The 19,893-nt window shown below is 63.3% G+C and carries 13 protein-coding genes; 4 read left to right on the top strand and 9 right to left on the bottom strand.

All coding sequences use genetic code 11. The features are described 5' to 3' along the window. Positions 1–67: 67 nt before the first annotated feature. From C4K27_RS02540 to glnE, 8 genes are all read right to left on the bottom strand, one after another. Positions 68–1,522, bottom strand: coding sequence for a lipopolysaccharide kinase InaA family protein (locus C4K27_RS02540; protein WP_053259392.1), 1,455 nt, complete (start codon positions 1,520–1,522; stop codon positions 68–70). Continuing rightward, positions 1,522–2,274 carry a lipopolysaccharide kinase InaA family protein gene (locus C4K27_RS02535; protein WP_007926794.1) on the bottom strand — a complete coding sequence of 251 codons (753 nt, stop codon included), beginning with the start codon at positions 2,272–2,274 and terminating at the stop codon, positions 1,522–1,524. The genes C4K27_RS02540 and C4K27_RS02535 overlap by 1 nt, the downstream gene beginning before the upstream one ends. Beyond that, entirely contained in the window at positions 2,271–3,005 is a 735-nt protein-coding gene (locus tag C4K27_RS02530) for a lipopolysaccharide kinase InaA family protein (RefSeq protein WP_007926795.1), read from the bottom strand. Before C4K27_RS02530 ends, C4K27_RS02535 begins: the two co-directional genes overlap by 4 nt. Next, entirely contained in the window at positions 3,005–3,811 is an 807-nt protein-coding gene (gene rfaP / locus C4K27_RS02525) for a lipopolysaccharide core heptose(I) kinase RfaP (RefSeq protein WP_053259391.1), read from the bottom strand. The genes C4K27_RS02530 and rfaP overlap by 1 nt, the downstream gene beginning before the upstream one ends. Beyond that, positions 3,811–4,932: a glycosyltransferase family 4 protein gene (locus C4K27_RS02520; RefSeq protein WP_053259390.1), complete on the bottom strand. Its 1,122-nt coding sequence runs from the start codon at positions 4,930–4,932 to the stop codon at positions 3,811–3,813. The genes rfaP and C4K27_RS02520 overlap by 1 nt, the downstream gene beginning before the upstream one ends. Further along, positions 4,932–5,993, bottom strand: a complete 1,062-nt coding sequence (waaC, locus tag C4K27_RS02515; protein WP_053259389.1) for a lipopolysaccharide heptosyltransferase I — start codon at positions 5,991–5,993, stop codon at positions 4,932–4,934. The genes C4K27_RS02520 and waaC overlap by 1 nt, the downstream gene beginning before the upstream one ends. Further along, entirely contained in the window at positions 5,994–7,028 is a 1,035-nt protein-coding gene (waaF, locus tag C4K27_RS02510) for a lipopolysaccharide heptosyltransferase II (protein WP_007926799.1), read from the bottom strand. Positions 7,029–7,168: 140 nt separating this feature from the next. Further along, positions 7,169–10,108: a bifunctional [glutamate--ammonia ligase]-adenylyl-L-tyrosine phosphorylase/[glutamate--ammonia-ligase] adenylyltransferase gene (glnE, locus tag C4K27_RS02505; protein WP_053259388.1), complete on the bottom strand. Its 2,940-nt coding sequence runs from the start codon at positions 10,106–10,108 to the stop codon at positions 7,169–7,171. A gap of 381 nt (positions 10,109–10,489) precedes the next feature. Between glnE and aceE the strand changes: the two genes are divergently transcribed. The 4 genes from aceE (at position 10,490) to msrA (ending at position 18,818) form a co-directional block, all read left to right on the top strand. Beyond that, the gene (gene aceE, locus C4K27_RS02500) at positions 10,490–13,135 is read left to right on the top strand and encodes a pyruvate dehydrogenase (acetyl-transferring), homodimeric type (RefSeq protein ID WP_007926801.1); all 2,646 of its coding nucleotides are present in this window, start codon (positions 10,490–10,492) and stop codon (positions 13,133–13,135) included. 11 nt (positions 13,136–13,146) lie between these two features. Beyond that, positions 13,147–15,093, top strand: a complete 1,947-nt coding sequence (gene aceF / locus C4K27_RS02495; RefSeq protein WP_053259387.1) for a dihydrolipoyllysine-residue acetyltransferase — start codon at positions 13,147–13,149, stop codon at positions 15,091–15,093. A 310-nt stretch (positions 15,094–15,403) separates the two neighbouring features. Next, a complete protein-coding gene (locus C4K27_RS02490; protein WP_053259386.1) occupies positions 15,404–18,097 on the top strand; it encodes a putative bifunctional diguanylate cyclase/phosphodiesterase in 2,694 nt (897 codons plus the stop codon). Between the two features lie 73 nt (positions 18,098–18,170). Beyond that, entirely contained in the window at positions 18,171–18,818 is a 648-nt protein-coding gene (gene msrA / locus C4K27_RS02485) for a peptide-methionine (S)-S-oxide reductase MsrA (protein ID WP_007926804.1), read from the top strand. 112 nt (positions 18,819–18,930) lie between these two features. On the opposite strand, the gene C4K27_RS02480 is transcribed toward msrA, so the two are convergent. Then, positions 18,931–19,767 carry a 23S rRNA (adenine(2030)-N(6))-methyltransferase RlmJ gene (locus C4K27_RS02480; protein WP_007926805.1) on the bottom strand — a complete coding sequence of 279 codons (837 nt, stop codon included), beginning with the start codon at positions 19,765–19,767 and terminating at the stop codon, positions 18,931–18,933. Positions 19,768–19,893: the final 126 nt, after the last annotated feature.

Below are 19,893 nucleotides of genomic sequence, written 5' to 3'. Positions count from 1 at the left end.
CTTTCTGCGATCTCAAGAGCGCGACCGCTTCGCGCTCGATCGCAGCCTGCGGCAGCGGCTACAGGTGTCAGCCGGCGAAAGGTTCGGCGGTTTTAGGCAGGCGCTGGTCGATGACCTGATACAGCGCGCTGCTTTCTGGCCAGTTACGCATGAAGCGCGCACGGTCGCGGGCGTAGGCCGGGGCGAAGCTGCCGAAGCTGTGATGCTGGCACATCGAGTCCAGGTCGATCAGCGCCCAGCGGTCCTCTTGCCAGAACAGGTTGTGCCCCTTGAAGTCGCCATGACTGATGCGTTCGCGGATCAACTCGGCAAACAGCCGGTCCAGCGCCTGCAACTCCGCTTCCGGAGCCGCGCCGCTGTCGATATAGGGCGCGAAGCGTTCGATGATGTCCGGCCCCGCTAGGTATTCGGTCACCAGATAGGCCCGGCTGCGCAGCCAGAGAAAACGCTTCTCCAGCAACGCCAGCGGCTTGGGTGTGGCAATGCCGAGGAATGCCAGGCGATTGCCCTCCTGCCACGAATGCCAGGCCCGGCTGGGACGCCAGAAGCGCTTGAGCCAATGGGCAAAACCCTTGATGTTGTAGCGCTTGACCACCAGGGTGCGGCCCGCCACTTCGACCCGGCCGACGCTGGCGGCGCCACCGGTCTTGTACAGGTGCCCCTGGTCCAGCAGCGCGTCGGCCTGCTCCAGCACCGGCAGCATTACCGCCTCTTCCTCGCGTCGAATCGCCCGCAAGGCGAAGGGCCCGCGCAGCACGCTGAACAGGGTGCACTCGCGACCGACCTTGTTGAGGAAGTCCTTCAAGCGCCAGCTGCGCACCTTGTCCACCTGCTTCTGCAAGGCTTCCAGCGGCAAGGCATGCTCGGCATTGTTCAGCAGGTAATGCACCAGCAGCTCTTCGGTGAAGGGCTCCAGGCTCTTGGGCAACTGGGCGAAAAACACCCCGAGGTTTTCCAGGACTTTCTGCCGGGACAGCGGTTTGCCCGCCTGCTCCACGCAGATCCCGGCGCCGTCGATCAGGTACAGCTTGCCCTGATGACGCAGCAGATTGTCCAGATGCAGGTCTTCCTGCCACAGGCCCTTGCCGTGCAATTCGGCGATAGCGGTCAGGGCCTCGGCGAGTACCGCCTGCTGCTCATCGGCCAACACCGGCAACGACTCCACTTGTTTCCAGGCATCGCCCAGGCTCTCGGAACCTTCCAGGAACTCGAACAGCAGCCAGCCGCCCTCGCCTTCCTTCAGGCCGTCTGCCAGCAGCAACGGCGTGGTCATGCCCTGCTCTTCAAGCAAGCGCACGCCTTGCAGCTCACGCTGGAAATGCCGCGCCGCCTTGGCGCCCACCAGTAACTTGGCCAGCACCGGACGCCCGCGCCATACACCGGCGCCGACGTAGCGCTGCCCCGGAAGCACCCGCAGCAGGCTGAGCAACTGCAGCGTGGCCGGCCCGGCAGCGTCGGCCAGCTCCAGGCTCAACGGCAGGCTTGGCCCGCGGCCGGCCCGTTCAAGTTCGGACAGACGCATCAACGAGTCTCCTTGTGGCTGCGGCGTGCACTCAGGCGATTCAGCCAGGCATCGACCAGCGAGCTGTCCCGCGGCTGATCCAGATAGGTCGCAAGCAAGGCGCGCACATCGCTCTCACTCCAGACCGGGGCGCGACGCAACAGCGGCTCCAGGTCCTTGACCCGGTCACGCTGGCCGAACAACAGCGGACGAGTCTTTTCCAGGTCGATCAATTGCGCCTGGTAACCGTCGCCGGTGGCCCGCAGGAAAATATGCTTGGGATAAAAGCAGCCGTGCACCTGGCGCACCGCGTGCAACTGGCGCGCCAGCAGGCCGCAGGCCCGCAGGATCGCCGCGTGCTGGTCCGGGCTCAGCTGCGCCCATTGTTGCAGTAGCGAATCCAGGTCGTTCCAGCCATCCAGCGCCCGGGTCAGCAGAATCGCCCGGGTTTCGCCTGCCACCTTGCGCTCGCCAAAGAAGGCCGCCTGCAGCGCCGGAATACCCAGCTGCTGGTAGCGGCTGATATTGCGAAACTCGCGGGCGAAACTCGGCTCGCCGAACGGCCGGTGCAGGGTCCGCGTCAGGTAGTTGCTCTGGCGCTTGAGGTAGTAGCCGTGGCCTTCCAGGTCAAGGCGATACACGCTGCTCCAGCCCCCACCATCGGTGTTGGGCTCGTCCACCGCTTCAAGTTGCTTGGCCCACAACGCGTCGAAGCTGTCGAGGCCGTGGCGCTCCAGCAACGCACGGTCCTGAGCCGCCAGGAAATCGGTCATTCGCGTCCCTCGAAAAATCTCAGCACATGCCGGATGCGGCACTTGTCCGCGGCATTCAGCCGGGTGCGCTGGCGGTACTGCAAATAGAAGCGCAGGCGCTGGGTGGCGGACAAATGATACTTGGCCACCTTGTCCAGGCACGCCAGGTCCTTGGTGATCCGGTACTTGAGCCAGAAACCGCGCCAGAAATCGCCATTGGGGCAATCGATCAGGTACAGCCGGACCTCATCGTCGATCAGCAGGTTGCGCCACTTCAAGTCGTTATGGGTGAAGCGATGCTCATGCATGATCCGCGTGTAGCGCGCCAGCTGCTGGCTGACCCGGTCCACCCAGGCCCGATCGGCCAGCAGCGGGTCGTTGCGCTCGGCCAGGACCGACAGGTCTTCGGTGCGTGGCAGCTCGCGGGTGATCATCGCCCCCCGGTCGTAAGCCAGGCCACGGCGCTCCAGGCCCCAGGCCACCACCTCCGCCGTGGGAATGCCCCACTTGGCGAAACGCTTGAGGTTCTGCCACTCGGACTTGACCCGCGGCTTGCCCAGATAGCGCCGCAGGTTCTTGCCGGCGCCGGTGTAGCGCTTGACGTAATAGTTGATGCCGTTGCGCTCGACCCGGATGACCTCCGACAACGGGTCGCGGGTCAGGTGTTCGCCCTCGAGGGCAAAGACCGCATCCAGACTGCCGAAGTCCTGCGCCAGCTCCCGATATCCAGGTTCAAGGTTCCAACCCGCCATCAGAGCGCATCTCCGTACCGCTGCTTGCGTGCGTAGAGCTTGTTGGCCTTGCCCTCCAGCCAGGCCAGCAGAGGCGCTTCATCGCTCAGGATCTGGCGCAACGGCTGCTGGAAATAACCCTTGAGGAAGCGCAGCTTGTCGCGCCGGGTCAGGCCGATATCCAGTGCCGAGAAATACAGCGCCGCCAGGTCCTTGTCGCGCCAGCGCCGGGTGATGGCCGGACGGGTCTGGGCGCGGTGCAGGTCGATCACCGAGAGCTTGAAGTCATCGGGTGTCACCGGCTTATCGGTGTGCAACAGGAAGTGGCAGATGTAGCAGTCGCGATGGTTGACCCCGGCGCGGTGCATCATGCCGGTCATGCGTGCCACTTCGGCGATCAGCGCGCGCTTGAGCCTGGGCTGCGGCGGCTGCTTGACCCAGTCGATGCTGAAGTCTTCGAGGCTGATGGTCGGCGCCAGCTCCTCGGTGACGATGAACGAATGCTGGTTGGCCGGGTTGCTGCCGCGCTCGCCATAGGCCACGGCGGTCATGGTCGGCACGCCGGCTTCCTGCAGGCGTTGGATGGCCTGCCATTCCTGGCCCGCGCCGAGTACCGGCAGCTTGACGGTGAGCAGGTTCTTGAAGATCTCGCCCCAACCGATACCGCGGTGAATCTTTACGAAGAACCCTTCGCCGGCCACCTCGGTACGCAAGGTACGGCGGGCTTCCAGTTCACGGTAGACCTGGCCGTCCAGACGCTCGACTTCGGCGAACGCATCGCGTCCGGCCCAAAGGGTCTTGAACGGTTCGGCAAGAATCAACTTCATCAGTGTTGCTCCGCCAGAATCACATCCGCAGCGTGCTGCGGCATGCTATAGAGGTCGGCCGTCTCGGCGAACGCCAGGCCGTTACGGCTCCAGGTCGCGCGTGCAGCGTCGTCGGTCAACATGGTGTTCAGGTATTGATTGAGCTGTCCCTGCTCCAATGGCTCGTCCAGTACCAGGCCGCTGTCGGCCTCGGCGATGTAATGGGCATAACCGCAGACCGCGCTGACCAGCACCGGCAAGCCGGCCACCAGCGCTTCCAGCAACACGGTGCCGGTGTTTTCGTTGTACGCCGGGTGGATCAACAGGTCGGCGCCCAGCAGGAAACGCGGGATATCACTGCGCCCCTTGAGGAACTGCACATGCTCGCCCAGGCCCAATGCCGCGCTCTGCAATTGGAATACTTTGGGGTCGTCCTGGCCAATTACAAATAGCCGGGTGCGTTTCTTCAGCTCCGGCGGCAAGGCGGCCACGGCCTTGAGACTACGATCCACGCCCTTGGTCTTGAACCCGGAGCCGATCTGCACCAGCAGCAAATCATCGTCTTTCAGGGCGAACTCGCGACGGAATTCGGCGCGGATCTCGACCGCGTTGGCCGGCGCGCGACGGTCCTGGGCGATGCCTGGCGGCAGCAGGTGGAAACGCTCCACCGGGGTGTCGTAATGCTTGATGAACAGCGGCTGCTGGACCTCGGAAATCATCAGCACTTCGGTCTTGGCATCCCGGGCGAACACCGCGCGTTCGTATTCGGCGAAGTGCCGGTAGCGGCCCCAGCGGCGGTACAGCGAATGGCGCAGGTTCTGCGCCTTGTCTTCGAAGCAGCCGTCGGCGGCGTAGTACACGTCCAGGCCGGGCATCTTGTTGAAGCCGATCAAGCGGTCCACCGGGCGCTTGGCCAGGTCGGCCTCCATCCAGGCGCTGAGCTTCTCGTTACGACGATGGTTGAAGAACGCCTTGACCGGCGCCACCAGCACCTCGAAACCCGGCGGCACATCGCCTTCCCAGATCAGCGTATAGACGCGAATCTGGTGCCCGCGTTTCTGGCACTCCAGGGCGATGCGCATGAAGTCCCGTTGCAGGCCACCGAACGGGAAGTATTTATAAAGGACAAAAGCCAATTGCATCAGCGCAGCTCCTCAGCCAGTAACAACCTGCTCAGCCGGCTGGCGACACGCTCAGGATTCAGACGCGTGAAGCACAGCGGCCACTCGCGCTTCAGGTCGAACCGCCGCTGATCTTCAGCCGTCGGTTGATAGGTGCATTTTTTCTGCAGGCACGGCGCGCAGGGGAAGTCGCTGGCCATATGGATCTGCGCCTTGCCATAGGCACCGGTCAGGCCTGGGTTGGTCGGGCCGAACAGGGAAATGGTCGGCACATCCAGCGCTGCCGCGAGATGGCCAAGCCCGGTATCCACCGCGACACAAGCCCGGGCTTGCGCCAGCACCTTGGCGACGCCCGCCAGATTCAGCTTCGGCAGCACCGTGGCGTTGCTCAGGCCCTGGGCAATACGCTCGGCCCGGGCCTTCTCCGCCGGGTTGCCCCACGGCAACTTGACCTCGACGCCCAACTGGCCCATGCGTTCGGCCAGCTCGCGCCAATAGGCTTGCGGCCAGTGCTTGGTGTCCCAGGTGGTGCCGTGCAGGAACACCACGAACGGCTTGGGCCGTGGCAACTCCACCAGTTTCTCGACGTTCAGGCCGTAATCGCCCAGGCCCTGGGGCAAGTCATACCCCAGCGCCACGGCGAACAGCTGGCGCACGCGCTCCACGGCATGCTGGCCGCGGGCGACGGCCAGGCGCCGCGAATAGAAACGCGCCGCCAGGGGTTCGCGTGCCGACTGCTTGTCCAGGCCGGCCACCGGCGCCTTGACGTAGCGCGTCAGCCAGGCGCTTTTCAGCAAGCCCTGGGCGTCGATCACCAGATCGTACTTGGTGGCACGCACGCTTTGCTTGAAGCGCCGCCACTCGCCACTCTTGATCGTCTGCCAGATGTTCTTGCGCCAGCGGCGAATCGCCACCGGGATCACTTTATCCACAGCCGGGTGCCAGGTCGGGATTTCCGCGAACCCCTCTTCCACCACCCAGTCGAACTTGATCCCCGGGATCGCCCGCGCTGCATCGGTCAGCGCCGGCAGCGCATGAATCACGTCGCCCAGAGAAGAGGTCTTGATCAACAGTACCCGCACTTACCGAACCTCGACCGCGGTGCCTTGCAACCGCTGCAAGGCCTGGTCTACCGAGTCTGGAAGCAGCTGGCGCAGGCAGTTGTAATGGCCAAAGCGGCAGGTGCGATCGAAGCACGGGCTGCACTCGATGCCCAGGCGCACGACCTCGACCTGGTCGGCCAGCGGCGGGGTGAACCCCGGAGACGTCGAACCGTACACCGCCACCAGCGGGCGATTCAGCGCCGCTGCCACGTGCATTAGCCCGGAGTCGTTGGACACCACGGAATCGGCGCAGGACAGCAGGTCGATGGCCTCGGCCAGGGAGGTGCCGCCGCAGAGGTTGACCGACTCTTCGCGCAGCCCAGGAATCAGCCGGGCGCGAATGTCTTCGCCGACCACGTGATCGTTCTTCGAACCGAACAGCCAGACCTGCCAGCCCTCGCGGATCTTCAGCTCGGCAACCTTGGCGTAATGCTCGGACGGCCAACGCTTGGCTTCACCGAACTCGGCTCCCGGACACAGCGCCAGCACCGGGCGGTCCAGGGTCAGGCCGAACTTGGCCAGCGCCGCTTCACGGCTGGCCGGATCGATCTGCAGGTCGGGACGCGGATACGGCTTGGGCAGCTCGGCGCCCGGCTCGTAAGCCAGGGCCATGAAGCGCTCGATCATCAGCGGATAACGTTCTTTGTCCAGCGTGCGCACGTCGTTGAGCAGGCCGTAGCGGAACTCGCCACGCCAGCCGGTGCGTTGCGCGATGCCGGCAAAAAATGGCACCAGCGCCGACTTCAGCGAGTTGGGCAGCAGGATGGCCTGGTCGTACTGGCCGACCAGAGATTTGCCGATGCGCCGACGAGTCGCCAGTTCCAGCACGCCGTGGCCGAGCGGGAAGCTCAAGGCCCGCCGCACTTGCGGCATGCGCTCCAGGATCGGCCGGCTCCACTCGGGGGCCAGCACGTCGATCTCGCATTGAGGATGGCGCTGTTTCAGACACTGGAAGAGTGTCTGCGCCATCACCATGTCACCGACCCAACTGGGCCCAACGATCAGAATATTCATGTGGTTTCCAAAAACGAACCGGGGAGGCTTACGCCTCCCCGCCTCGAGAATCCAGCCCTGCGGCATTCACCGCCAGCTCATTGTGGACGAGCCGCAACCTGGCTCGCCGGATACATTTGTGGCAACGCAGCGCACGCTGCCTAGCTTAGCCCCAGCTCGCGCCAAATCCGCAATACCTCCCGTCGCTCGCTGGCGAACTGGTCGCCGGCGATGACCCCGGCCTCGTTCTGCAAGGCCTGGCGGTGAGCCGCGGAGCGGTAGGCCTTATAGACCTCGCGCAACAGACTGGCGTCGGTCGCGGGCATCAGCCCGACTTCCTCCAGACCTTCCAGAATGCGGATATTGTCGGTGTAGCGCAGCAATGACGGGTGCTCTTGCGACCACGCCAGGGCCGCGTATTGCACCATAAATTCGATGTCGACGATACCTCCGGCGTCCTGCTTGAGGTCGAACGGCGCCGTGGCCTCGAAGGCATTTGCCGCGGTTCCGGCAGCCGTCGCCCTGGTCCCCAGGTTGTCGCGCATCTTGGCCCGCATCTCGCTGACCTCCTGCTGCAACTTGGGCAGATCACGGGCCCGCCCCAGCACCGCCGCCCGCACTTTCTCGAAGGCCTGGCCGACATCCTGGCTACCCACCAGCACCCGGGCACGCACCAGCGCCTGATGCTCCCAGGTCCAGGCTTCGTTCTCCTGGTAACGGGCGAAAGCCCCCAACGAACTCACCAGCAAGCCCGACGCCCCGGACGGCCGCAAACGCATGTCCACTTCGTACAGCTGGCCGGAGTTGGTCTGGGTGGTCAGCAGGTGAATGATCCGCTGGCCCAGGCGGGTGAAGAACTGCGCGCCGTCGATCGGTTTCGGGCCATCGGTTTCCGCCTGCGGATCGCCGTCATGGATGAACACCAGGTCCAGGTCGGAACCATGCCCGAGTTCCAGGCCGCCGACTTTCCCGTAACCGACAATAATGAAGCCGGGATCGCACAAGCTGCCATCGGTGCGCTGCGGAGCGCCGTATTTGGCCACGGTCTGGCGCCAGGCCAGGGCCAGCACCTGTTCGAGGATCGCCTCGGCCAGCCAGGTCAGGTAATCGCTGACCTTCATCAACGGCAGGCTGCCGGCGATTTCCGAGGCCGCCACCCGCAGGCGGTGAGCCAGCTTGAAGTGGCGCAGCGCCTCCATCTGCTGCTCCAGGTCGTCCTCGGGAATACGCGTCAGGCGTTCGCGCAACTCGGCGGCCAGCTCCGGCGCCAGTGGCGGCTTGAACAGCCGGCCTTCGTTGAGCAACTCATCGAGCAGCAGCGGGAAACGGGTGATCTGTTCGGCGATCCACGGGCTGGCAGCACACAGGGTCAACAAGCGGCGCAAGGCCCCAGGGTTCTCGGTGAGCAGTACCAGATAGGCAGAACGTCGCGCCACCGCCTCGACCAGCGGCAACACGCGCTCCAGCACCAGGTCCGGATTAGCATGTTCCACCGCCTGGGCCAGCAGGCGGGGAATAAAGGCATCTAGGCGTTCGCGCCCCAAACGCTGCATGGCTCGCAATTGCGGGCTGCCACGCAGGCCGGCCAGCGCCCTGAGCGCCTTGGGCGCGTCATTGAAACCGCCTTCCTGCAACTGCCGGCAGGCAGCCTCTTCGTCCTGGGCTTCTTCCCACAACGGCAGCCATTCACCACCGACCACCACTTCGCACTCGTGGCCTTCGTCTTCATCCGGATCGGCGATCACCTGACGGAAGTGCCATTCCACCCGACCGCGCCAATACATCAGCCGCTCATGGAACGCCGCCCAGTCGGCAAAACCCAGCATGAAGGCAATACGCGCCTGGTCCTGTGGATTGTCCGGCAGCATCTGCGTCTGCCGGTCGGCGATCGCCTGGATCGCATGTTCGGTGTAACGCAGGAATTCGTAACCTTCACGCAGCTCGGCGATCACCGCGGGCGGCAGGTAACCCTGCCCCTCCAGGGTGGTCAGCACCTTTAATAGAGGACGCTGCTGCAGGCTCAGGTCGCGCCCGCCGTGGATCAGCTGGAAAGCCTGGGCGATGAACTCGACTTCACGAATCCCGCCGGAGCCCAGCTTGATATTGTCGGCCATGCCCTTGCGCCGCACTTCCTGCTGGATCAGCTGCTTCATGGTGCGCAGCGCTTCGATCGCCGAGAAGTCCAGGTAACGCCGATAGACAAAGGGCCGCAGCATGTCGAGCAACTGCGCGCCGGCGATCTGGTCACCCGCCACCACCCGCGCCTTGATCATCGCGTAGCGCTCCCAGTCGCGGCCCTGATCCTGGTAGTACTGCTCCAGCGCATTGAAGCTCAGCACCAGGGCGCCCGCCGAACCGTAGGGCCGCAGGCGCATGTCGACGCGGAACACGAAACCGTCGACGGTCATCGGGTCCAGCGCCTTGATCAGACGCTGCCCCAGGCGGATGAAAAACTCCTGGTTATCCAGCGCACGCTTCACGCCCACGGTCTCCCCGCCTTCGGGGTAGGCGAAGATCAGGTCGATGTCGGACGACAGGTTCAGTTCGACGGCACCCAGCTTGCCCATGCCGAGGATGACCATCTGCTGCGGCTCGCCGCTGCGCCGGCCGGTGGGAACACCGAACTGCTCGCAGTGGCGCTGGTACAACCATTGATAGGCCTGGTCGATGCAGGCGTCGGCCATGTCCGAGAGGTCGCGACAGGTCTGCACCAGATCCGCCTGGCGTGTCAGGTCGCGCCAGATGATCCGCACCTGATGACGATTGCGCTGACGCCGCAGCACCCGCCCCAGCTCGTCTTCGCTGGTGGCCTGCTGCACCGCCGCGGCGATCTGCGCGCACAGCTCGCCCGGGCCAAAGCCGCGGTCGAGTTCGCCGCCGCGCACCAGCTCCAGCAACATCAAAGGGTCACGAAGGCTCTGTTCAATGAAAAAGTCGCTGGCGGCGCTCACCCGGGCGAACTCGGCCCAGCGCTCGGGGGTCCAGGCGGCGAGCCCGTGATCGTCGTCCAGGGTCGACACGGCACTACGGAACGACTGCTCCGCACGGCTGACAAAAGGCAGGAGAGTCGCTGGGAGTTCGGCAAGCGCGGGCAGGCTCATGGGCTATCCTTGATCGGCGTAGAAAGGGGCGGTCGGGGCAAATTCTGCGGGCGCGGCCCTTGAAGGACTGTCGAACAAAAGTTAGAAATAGCTGAATTTTTTATTATTTTGGCAGCTAGCATCAAATTCTTACCCATTGGTGTTGGAAATCGACCAACAGTAACGATTATTCTCACAACGCAGCAGGAGGCCACAAGCCAATCTTCTGTAGTTTTACTACTCGTCTATACATTCGAAAGGCTGAAATGGCCGACGATTTGTAGTAAAACTACACGCCGCCGTATCAACCTCCGGCAATCCAAGAATTTTATCGTCTGCCCACAAGGCCAGTCGCAAACTCAGGCAACCGATTCTGGAAGCCTTTCCGCCCTGGAGCAAGCCATGCAAGACCTCGATCCCGTCGAAACCCAGGAATGGCTGGACGCCCTGGAATCGGTTCTCGACAAAGAAGGCGAAGACCGTGCTCACTACCTGATGACCCGTATGGGCGAACTCGCGACCCGCAGCGGCTCGCAACTGCCCTACGCCATCACCACGCCGTACCGCAACACGATTCCCGTTACCCACGAAGCACGCATGCCTGGCGACCTGTTCATGGAACGCCGCATTCGCTCGCTGGTACGTTGGAACGCGTTGGCCATGGTCATGCGTACGAACCTGAAAGATTCTGACCTGGGCGGTCACATCTCCAGCTTCGCTTCCAGTGCGACGCTGTATGACATCGGCTTCAACTACTTCTTCCAGGCGCCAACCGAAGAACATGGCGGCGACCTGATCTACTTCCAGGGCCACGCCTCCCCTGGCGTCTACGCTCGCGCTTTCATGGAAGGCCGCATCAGCGAAGACCAGATGAACAACTTCCGTCAGGAAGTGGACGGCAACGGCCTGTCCTCCTACCCGCACCCATGGCTGATGCCTGATTTCTGGCAGTTCCCGACCGTCTCCATGGGTCTGGGTCCGATCCAGGCGATCTACCAGGCACGCTTCATGAAGTACCTGGAAGCCCGCGGTTTCATCCAGCCGGGCAAGCAGAAAGTCTGGTGCTTCATGGGCGACGGCGAGTGCGACGAGCCGGAATCCCTGGGCGCGATCTCCCTGGCCGGCCGCGAGAAGCTGGACAACCTGATCTTCGTCATCAACTGCAACCTGCAGCGCCTCGACGGCCCGGTTCGCGGCAACGGCAAGATCATCCAGGAACTCGAAGGCGTGTTCCGTGGCGCCCAGTGGAATGTGAACAAGGTCATCTGGGGCCGTTTCTGGGACCCACTGCTGGCCAAGGACACCGACGGCATCCTGCAACGCCGCATGGACGAAGTCATCGACGGCGAGTACCAGAACTACAAGGCCAAAGACGGCGCCTTCGTACGTGAGCACTTCTTCAACACGCCAGAACTCAAGGCGATGGTCGAAGACCTGTCCGACGACGAAATCTGGAAACTCAACCGTGGCGGCCACGACCCGTACAAGGTCTATGCGGCCTACCACGAAGCGGTCAACCACAAAGAGCAACCGACCGTCATCCTGGCCAAGACCATCAAGGGTTATGGCACCGGCGCCGGCGAAGCGAAGAACACCGCGCACAACACCAAGAAAGTCGATGTCGACAGCCTGAAGTTGTTCCGCGACCGCTTCGACATTCCGGTCAAGGACGAAGAGATCGAAAACCTGCCGTTCTTCAAGCCGGAAGAAGGCAGTGCCGAAGCCCGCTACCTGAGCGAGCGTCGTGCCGCACTGGGCGGTTTCGTGCCTCAGCGTCGCGCCAAGAGCTTCAACATCCCGACTCCGCCACTGGATACCCTCAAGGCCATCCTCGACGGTTCGGGCGACCGCGAAATCTCCACCACCATGGCCTTCGTGCGGATCCTCGCGCAACTGGTCAAGGACAAGGAAATCGGCCAGCGCATCGTGCCGATCATCCCGGACGAAGCCCGTACCTTCGGTATGGAAGGCATGTTCCGTCAGTTGGGCATCTACTCGTCCGTCGGCCAGCTCTACGAGCCAGTCGATAAAGACCAAGTGATGTTCTACCGCGAAGACAAGAAGGGCCAGATCCTCGAGGAAGGCATCAACGAAGCGGGCGCCATGAGCTCCTTCATTGCAGCCGGTACTTCGTACTCCAGCCACAACCAGCCGATGCTGCCGTTCTACATCTTCTATTCGATGTTCGGCTTCCAGCGTATCGGCGACCTGGCCTGGGCCGCTGGCGACAGCCGTACCCGTGGCTTCCTGATCGGCGGTACTGCCGGCCGTACCACCCTCAACGGTGAAGGCCTGCAGCACGAAGACGGTCACAGCCACATGCTGGCGGGCACCATCCCGAACTGCCGCACCTTCGATCCGACCTATGGCTACGAGCTGGCGGTGATCATCCAGGACGGCATGAAGAAGATGACCGAAGAGCAACAGGACGTCTTCTACTACATCACCGTGATGAACGAGTCCTACCAGCAGCCAGCCATGCCGGCCGGTGTAGAGGAAGGCATCATCAAGGGCATGTACCTGCTCGAGGAAGACACCCGCGAAGCGGCGCACCACGTACAGCTGATGGGCTCCGGCACCATCCTGCGCGAAGTCCGTGAAGCGGCGAAGATCCTGCGTGAAGAATTCAACGTGGGCGCGGACGTCTGGAGCGTTACCAGCTTCAACGAACTGCGTCGCGATGGCCTGGCAGTCGAGCGCAGCAACCGTCTGCACCCGGGCCAGAAGCCTAAGCTGAGCTATGTCGAAGAGTGCCTGAGCGGCCGCAAGGGCCCGGTCATCGCCTCTACCGACTACATGAAGCTGTTCGCCGAACAGATTCGTCAGTGGGTCCCGTCCAAGGAATTCAAAGTCCTGGGCACCGACGGTTTCGGCCGTAGTGACAGCCGCAAGAAGCTGCGTCACTTCTTCGAAGTCGACCGTCATTTCGTGGTGTTGGCAGCCCTGGAAGCCTTGGCTGACCGTGGTGACATCGAACCTAAGGTCGTGGCCGAGGCCATCACCAAGTTCGGTATCAACCCGGAAAAACGCAACCCACTGGACTGCTGAGGAGATTTTTTGTGAGCGAACTCATTCGCGTACCTGACATCGGCAGCGGTGAAGGTGAAGTAATCGAACTGTTTGTGAAGGTCGGCGACCGTATCGAAGCCGACCAGAGCATCCTGACGCTGGAATCGGACAAGGCGAGCATGGAAGTTCCGGCGCCCAAAGCCGGCGTCATCAAAAGCCTGAAAGTGAAGCTGGGCGATCGCCTGAAAGAAGGCGACGAGCTGCTGGAACTGGAAGTCGAGGGTGCCGCGCAAGCGGCTCCTGCGCCTGCCGCTGCACCGGCTGCCAAAGCCGAGGCCAAACCGGCTGCCGCTCCTGCTGCCGCGCCAGCTGCTCCTGCTGCCGCTTCGGTTCAGCAAGTGCACGTGCCGGATATCGGTTCGTCGGGCAAGGCCCAGATCATCGAGATCCAGGTCAAGGTCGGCGACAAGGTCGAGGCTGATCAATCGTTGATCACCCTGGAATCCGACAAGGCGAGCATGGAAATCCCATCGCCTGCCGCTGGCGTGGTCAAGGCCATCAGCGTCAAGCTCAACGACGAAGTCGGCACCGGCGACCTGATCCTGGATCTGGAAGTGGCAGGTGCTGCGGCCCCTGCCGCCGCCGCGCCTGCCCAGGCTACCGCTCCGGCCGCTGCTGCTCCGGCGCCAGCTGCCGCTGCCCCTGCTGCCCCGGTAGCCGACAGCGTCCAGGACATCCACGTCCCGGATATCGGTTCGGCCGGCAAGGCCAAGATCATCGAAGTGCTGGTCAAGGCTGGCGACAGCGTTGAAGCCGACCAGTCGCTGATCACCCTCGAATCCGACAAGGCCAGCATGGAAATTCCATCGCCTGCCGCCGGCATCGTGGAAAGCGTTGCGATCAAGCTGGACGACGAAGTCGGTACTGGCGACCTGATCCTCAAGCTGAAAGTCAAAGGCGCGGCACCTGCTGCTGCCCCGGCTCCAGCTGCCGCGGCTGCGCCAAGCGCTCCGGCACCTGCTGCTCCGGCTGCCGCTGCACCTGCTGCCGCCCCGGCCGCTGCACCTGCCAAGCCTGGCGCCAAAGTTCACGCAGGTCCTGCAGTGCGTCAACTGGCCCGTGAGTTCGGCGTCGAGCTGAGCGCTGTTGGCGCCAGCGGTCCGCACGGTCGCATCCTCAAGGAAGACGTGCAGGTTTACGTCAAAGCGATGATGCAAAAGGCCAAGGAAGCGCCAGCTGCTGGCGGCGCAACCGGTGGCGCGGGCATCCCGCCGATTCCGGTGGTGGACTTCAGCCGCTTCGGCGAGATCGAAGAAGTGCCGATGACCCGCCTGATGCAGGCTGGCGCATCGAACCTGCATCGCAGCTGGCTGAACGTGCCTCACGTCACCCAGTTCGACTCGGCCGATATCACCGAGCTGGAAGCCTTCCGGATCGCCCAGAAAGCCGTTGCAGAGAAGGCCGGCGTCAAGCTGACCATCCTGCCGCTGCTGCTGAAATCCTGCGCGCACCTGCTCAAGGAACTGCCGGACTTCAACAGTTCGCTGGCGCCTAGCGGCAAAGCGATCATCCGCAAGAAGTACGTGAACATCGGCTTCGCGGTCGACACTCCGGATGGCCTGCTGGTACCGGTGATCAAGAACGTCGATCAGAAGAGCCTGCTGCAACTGGCTGCCGAAGCCGCTTCCCTGGCTGAAAAAGCCCGGACCAAGAAGCTCTCGGCGGACGACATGCAGGGCGCCTGCTTCACCATCTCCAGCCTCGGTCACATTGGCGGCACCGGCTTCACGCCGATCGTCAACGCACCGGAAGTGGCGATCCTCGGCGTTTCCAAGGCCACCATCCAGCCAGTCTGGGACGGCAAAGCCTTCCAGCCGAAGCTGATGCTGCCGCTGTCGCTGTCCTACGATCACCGCGTGATCAACGGCGCCGCTGCCGCACGCTTCACCAAGCGTCTGAGCGATCTGCTGGCGGATATCCGCACCATCCTGCTGTAAGACTCGGCCGGTTTCCCTGTCATGGGGAAGCCGGCCGTTGCACCCTTTTCGAGCGCCACGCTCGTACCTCAACCCCGTCGATTTGGCGGGGCTTTTTTTTGCCGAAAAATCGCTGTAACCAGCCGCCAAAGCCCGGTAAAACACCAGGAAAGATTAGCTTTCAGAAATCTTCCGTTCTGCCGATAGATTCTTATAGCACTTAGCCTTCATCTCACTTGTCAGTCAGTGCCGCATGATGCAACCTTGCCGCAGGCAACAGTAAAGAGGGCGCGAGCCCGGCGCGATCAGCATTTACCAAGCGAGTTTCCCCATGAAAAGCCAACCCGATGCCGCCAGCCGTATGGTGGCCGAGGTAGTGACGCAGTTGCCCGTGCCCTCGCGGCTCGGCATGCTGCGTTTCGAACGGCTGAATGAAGCGAGCTGGGCCCTGCTGTTTCTCGACCCGAACTGTGAACGCCAATTCGGCCTGCCCGCCGTCGAGCTCTGCGCCCTGGTCGGCTCGCCCTATGCCAGCCTGATGGAGCCGGAAGCCCGTTATCAGTTGCACGATGCGATCCAGCAGCAACTGACCCACAGCCCGCATTATCTGATTCGCTACACCCTGCACACCGCCAAGGGCTCACTCAGCCTGCTGGAACTCGGCGAAGCCTACAAACAGCACAATCGACACCTGCTGCGTGGCTATTTTCTGGTGGTCGATGGCCTGCTCGACAACGATCAGCCGCTCTCCGCGCCCGACCTGGAAACCCAGAACAGTCGCCTGCAAATCGCCCTGGAACTCAATCAGCGCGCCCAGCAGGAACAACTCCAGCACCTCGAACGGGTGCGCGCCCAGCAAGACCTGATCCTGCTCCTGGCCCGCCAGCGCTATAGCGCCAACAACTCCCTGCTGGAAGCCGCCGAGCTGATCACCCGCAGCGCCTGCGACATCTACGAGATCGACTACGCCAGCATCTGGAACCTCGAAGGCCAGATGCTGGTGCCCATCTGCGTGTATCACCGTGACCTGCAGGAATACATCCTGCCGGAGACGATCGACGCCAGCGACTTCCCCGACTACCTCGAAGCCCTGCACACCAGCCGGGCCATCGATGCGCACAATGCCATGCGCGACCCGCGCACCCGGGAAATGGCCGAGAGCCTGCGCCCGCGCAATATCAACGCCATGCTCGACGCCAGTATCCGCATCGACGGCCAGGTGGTCGGCGTGCTGTGCCTGGAACAAGTGGGCAACACCCGCGCCTGGCAATCCGATGAAATCGCCTTTGCCGGCGAGCTGGCCGACCAGTTCGCCCAGGTCATCAACAACCACAACCGCCGTACCGCCACCAGCGCCCTGCACCTGTTCCAACGTGCAGTCGAGCAAAGCGCCAATGCCTTTCTGCTGGTCAATTGCGACGGCGTGGTGGAGTACGTCAACCCGAGCTTCACCGCGATCACCCAGTACAGCACCGAGGAAGTCCACGGCCATCGGCTGGCGGAACTGCCGGCGCTGGAGAACCTCAGCGAACTGCTGTTCGACGCGCCCTCCAGCCTGGCCAAGAGCAACAGCTGGCAGGGCGAGTTCAAGAGCCGGCGCAAGAACCTGGAGCCGTACTGGGGCCAGCTGTCGATCTCCAAGGTCTATGGCGACAACCGCGAACTGACCCACTACATCGGCATCTATGAAGATATCACCCAGACCAAGCTGGCCCAGCAACGCATCGAGCGCCTGGCCTACACCGACAACCTGACCAACCTGGGCAACCGCCCCGCCTTCATCCGCAACCTCGACGAACGCTTCGCCCGCGACAGCGACAGCCCCATCAGCCTGCTGCTGGTGGACATCGACAACTTCAAGCGGATCAACGACAGCCTCGGCCACCAGACCGGCGACAAGCTGCTGATCAGCCTGGCCCGGCGCCTGCGCAACAGCCTGAGCCCGAGCGGCAGCCTGGCGCGCTTCGCCAGTAACGAGTTCGCCGTGCTGCTGGACGACACCGACCTGGAGGCCGGCCAACAGATCGCCAGCCAATTGCTGATGACCCTCGACAAGCCGATGTTCGTCGACAACCAACTCATCAGCGTCACCGGCTCCGTGGGCCTGGCCTGCGCACCGCTGCACGGCCGCGACCCACAGACCCTGATGCGCAACGCCGGCCTGGCGCTGCACAAGGCCAAGGCCAACGGCAAACATCAGGTGCAGGTGTTTACCGAGGCCCTGAACGCCGAAGCCAGCTACAAGCTGTTCGTGGAAAACAACCTGCGCCGCGCCCTGACCCAGAACGAGCTGGACGTGTTCTACCAGCCCAAGCTGTGCCTGCGCAGCGGACGCCTGCTGGGCCTGGAGGCGCTGCTGCGCTGGAACCATCCGGAAAAGGGCATGATCCGCCCGGACCAGTTCATCAGCGTCGCCGAAGAGACCGGCCTGATCATCCCGATCGGCAAATGGATCGCGCGCCAGGCCTGCCGCATGAGCAAGCAGCTCACCGCCGCCGGCCTGGGCAATCTGCAGGTGGCGATCAACCTGTCGCCCAAGCAGTTTTCCGACCCGGACCTGGTGGCCTCCATCGCCAGCATCCTCAAGGAAGAACAGCTGCCCGCCTCGCTGCTGGAGCTGGAACTGACCGAAGGCCTGCTGCTGGAAGCCACCGAAGACACCCACCAGCAACTCGACCAGCTGAAAAAGCTCGGTCTGACCCTGGCCATGGACGACTTCGGCACCGGTTATTCGTCGCTGAGCTACTTGAAAAAATTCCCGATCGACATCATCAAGATCGATCGCAGCTTCATCCATGAAATCCCCGCCAACCAGGACGACATGGAAATCACCTCGGCGGTGATCGCCATGGCCCACAACCTGAAGATCCAGGTGGTGGCCGAGGGCATCGAAACCGCGGAGCAGCTGTCCTTCCTGCGTCGCCACCGCTGCGATGTCGGCCAGGGCTACCTGTTCGACCGGCCGATCCCCGGCTCGGAGCTGATCGACAAGCTCAAACGTTATCCGCGCGGCCCAATCGCCTGACAGCGCTGTAACACTCGGGCAAACTGCGTGTCTGGTTAATTACTCAATCCCACCCTGACTGAGAGGACTGATCATGGTTCTGCGCTCGGAAATTCTGGTGAACAAAAACGTGCTACCTACCAAAGAACAAGCCCTGCCTGGCCGCGAAACCCCGATGACCGTGCCAGCCGAACACTTCGTCAACGGCAACCCGCTGCTGGGCCCGTTCCCGGGCAACGTGGAATTCGCCATCTTCGGCCTGGGTTGCTTCTGGGGCGCGGAACGCAAGTTCTGGCAGCGCGAGGGCGTGTTCAGCACGTCGGTGGGCTACGCCGGCGGCTTTACCCCGAACCCGACCTACGAAGAAGTCTGCTCGGGCTTGACCGGCCACAGCGAAGTGGTGCTGGTGGTCTACGAGCCGGAGAAAGTCAGCTATCAGGAACTGCTGGCGATGTTCTGGGAACTGCACAACCCGACCCAGGGCATGCGCCAGGGCAACGACATCGGCACCCAGTACCGCTCGGTGATCTATGCCACCAACCCGACCCAGCTGGAGCAGGCCAAGGCCAGCGAAAAAGTGTTCCAGGCCGAGCTGACCAAGGCCGGGCTGGGCGCCATCACCACGGAAATCGAAGAAGCCCCGACCTTCTACTACGCCGAGGCCTACCACCAGCAATACCTGGCGAAGAACCCGGAAGGCTACTGCGGGATCGGCGGCACAGGCGTGACCTGCCCGATCTGACCCGTAGCCGCTGACGAGGCACGAGGCTGCGATGCGGTCCGCAGGAGCGCCCTCGGGGGCCGCTTCGCTGCCCATCGCAGCCTCGTACCTCGGCAGCGGCTACAACCTCACATTATTCGGCGATCAGCCAATCCATCTGCCAGCCACCCTGGGTCTGGCCCAGTTTCTGTGCCAGCCATGGCAGCAGCTCGCGCAACTCCTCTTCCAGCCCCCATGGCGGGTTGGCAATCGCCAGGCCCGAGCCGTTCAGGCTGTTGGGCGTATCCAGCGGATGCACCAGCAGTTCCACACGCAGCAGCTTCGGCGCGCCGGTACCGGCCAGGTCCTGGTAGAAGCGGCGCAGCGCCCGTTGATCCTTGACCGGGTACCAGATGGCCGCCACGGTCTGGCGCATCCGGCCGATGGCTTCTTTCAACGACGCGGCACAACGCTGCATCTCGTCGAGCTGTTCGAACGGCGGGTCGATCAGCATCACCGCGCGCTTCTCGGCCACCGGCAGCAGCGCCCGCGCCACATGCCAGCCCTCGCCCAGGTGGACCGCCACCCGGCGATCGCCCTTCATGTTTTCCTTGAGCAACAACCCGTCTTCCGGATGCTTCTCGTTGAGCAGCACCCGGTCCTGGGAACGGGTCAAACGCCGCGCCAGCTCGGGCGAGCCCGGGTAATAACGCAGTTCGCCATCGGGGTTCATCTTGTGCAGCACCGCCATGTAATCGGCGGTCAGCGCTGGCAGGTCCTGCTCGCCCCACAGGCGCGCGATGCCTTCCAGGTACTCGCCGGTGCGGTTGGCCTGATCGCCCTGGAGGTCGTACAGGCCGATGCCGGCATGACTGTCGAGGTAGGCGAACGGCTGCTCCTTGCGCGACATCAGGGCGATGAGGCGGGTCAGGGTCAGGTGTTTGAAGACGTCGGCGTGGTTGCCGGCGTGGAAGGCGTGACGATAGTTCATGGTTGCTCCTGCGCAGGGGGCGAAGTTTACCCTGTGCCACGGCCGGCGTCAGGTCGTGTCGGGAGCTTCCACGGCGCAGGCACGCCCATAAAAAAGCCCGCATCCCAGGGAATGCGGGCTTTTCGA

It is taken from the genome of Pseudomonas chlororaphis subsp. chlororaphis, from assembly GCF_003945765.1.
In the GTDB taxonomy this organism is placed as follows: Bacteria; Pseudomonadota; Gammaproteobacteria; order Pseudomonadales; family Pseudomonadaceae; genus Aquipseudomonas; species Aquipseudomonas chlororaphis.
This window is presented reverse-complemented; position numbering and strand designations above follow the sequence as displayed.

Coding starts and splice junctions, on each gene's coding strand:
- C4K27_RS02540 (WP_053259392.1), bottom strand. CDS start 1,522: ATGCGTCTGTCCGAACTTGAACGGGCCGGCCGCGGGCCAAGCCTGCCG.
- C4K27_RS02535 (WP_007926794.1), bottom strand. CDS start 2,274: ATGACCGATTTCCTGGCGGCTCAGGACCGTGCGTTGCTGGAGCGCCAC.
- C4K27_RS02530 (WP_007926795.1), bottom strand. CDS start 3,005: ATGGCGGGTTGGAACCTTGAACCTGGATATCGGGAGCTGGCGCAGGAC.
- rfaP (WP_053259391.1), bottom strand. CDS start 3,811: ATGAAGTTGATTCTTGCCGAACCGTTCAAGACCCTTTGGGCCGGACGC.
- C4K27_RS02520 (WP_053259390.1), bottom strand. CDS start 4,932: ATGCAATTGGCTTTTGTCCTTTATAAATACTTCCCGTTCGGTGGCCTG.
- waaF (WP_007926799.1), bottom strand. CDS start 7,028: ATGAATATTCTGATCGTTGGGCCCAGTTGGGTCGGTGACATGGTGATG.
- glnE (WP_053259388.1), bottom strand. CDS start 10,108: ATGAGCCTGCCCGCGCTTGCCGAACTCCCAGCGACTCTCCTGCCTTTT.
- aceE (WP_007926801.1), top strand. CDS start 10,490: ATGCAAGACCTCGATCCCGTCGAAACCCAGGAATGGCTGGACGCCCTG.
- C4K27_RS02490 (WP_053259386.1), top strand. CDS start 15,404: ATGAAAAGCCAACCCGATGCCGCCAGCCGTATGGTGGCCGAGGTAGTG.
- msrA (WP_007926804.1), top strand. CDS start 18,171: ATGGTTCTGCGCTCGGAAATTCTGGTGAACAAAAACGTGCTACCTACC.
- C4K27_RS02480 (WP_007926805.1), bottom strand. CDS start 19,767: ATGAACTATCGTCACGCCTTCCACGCCGGCAACCACGCCGACGTCTTC.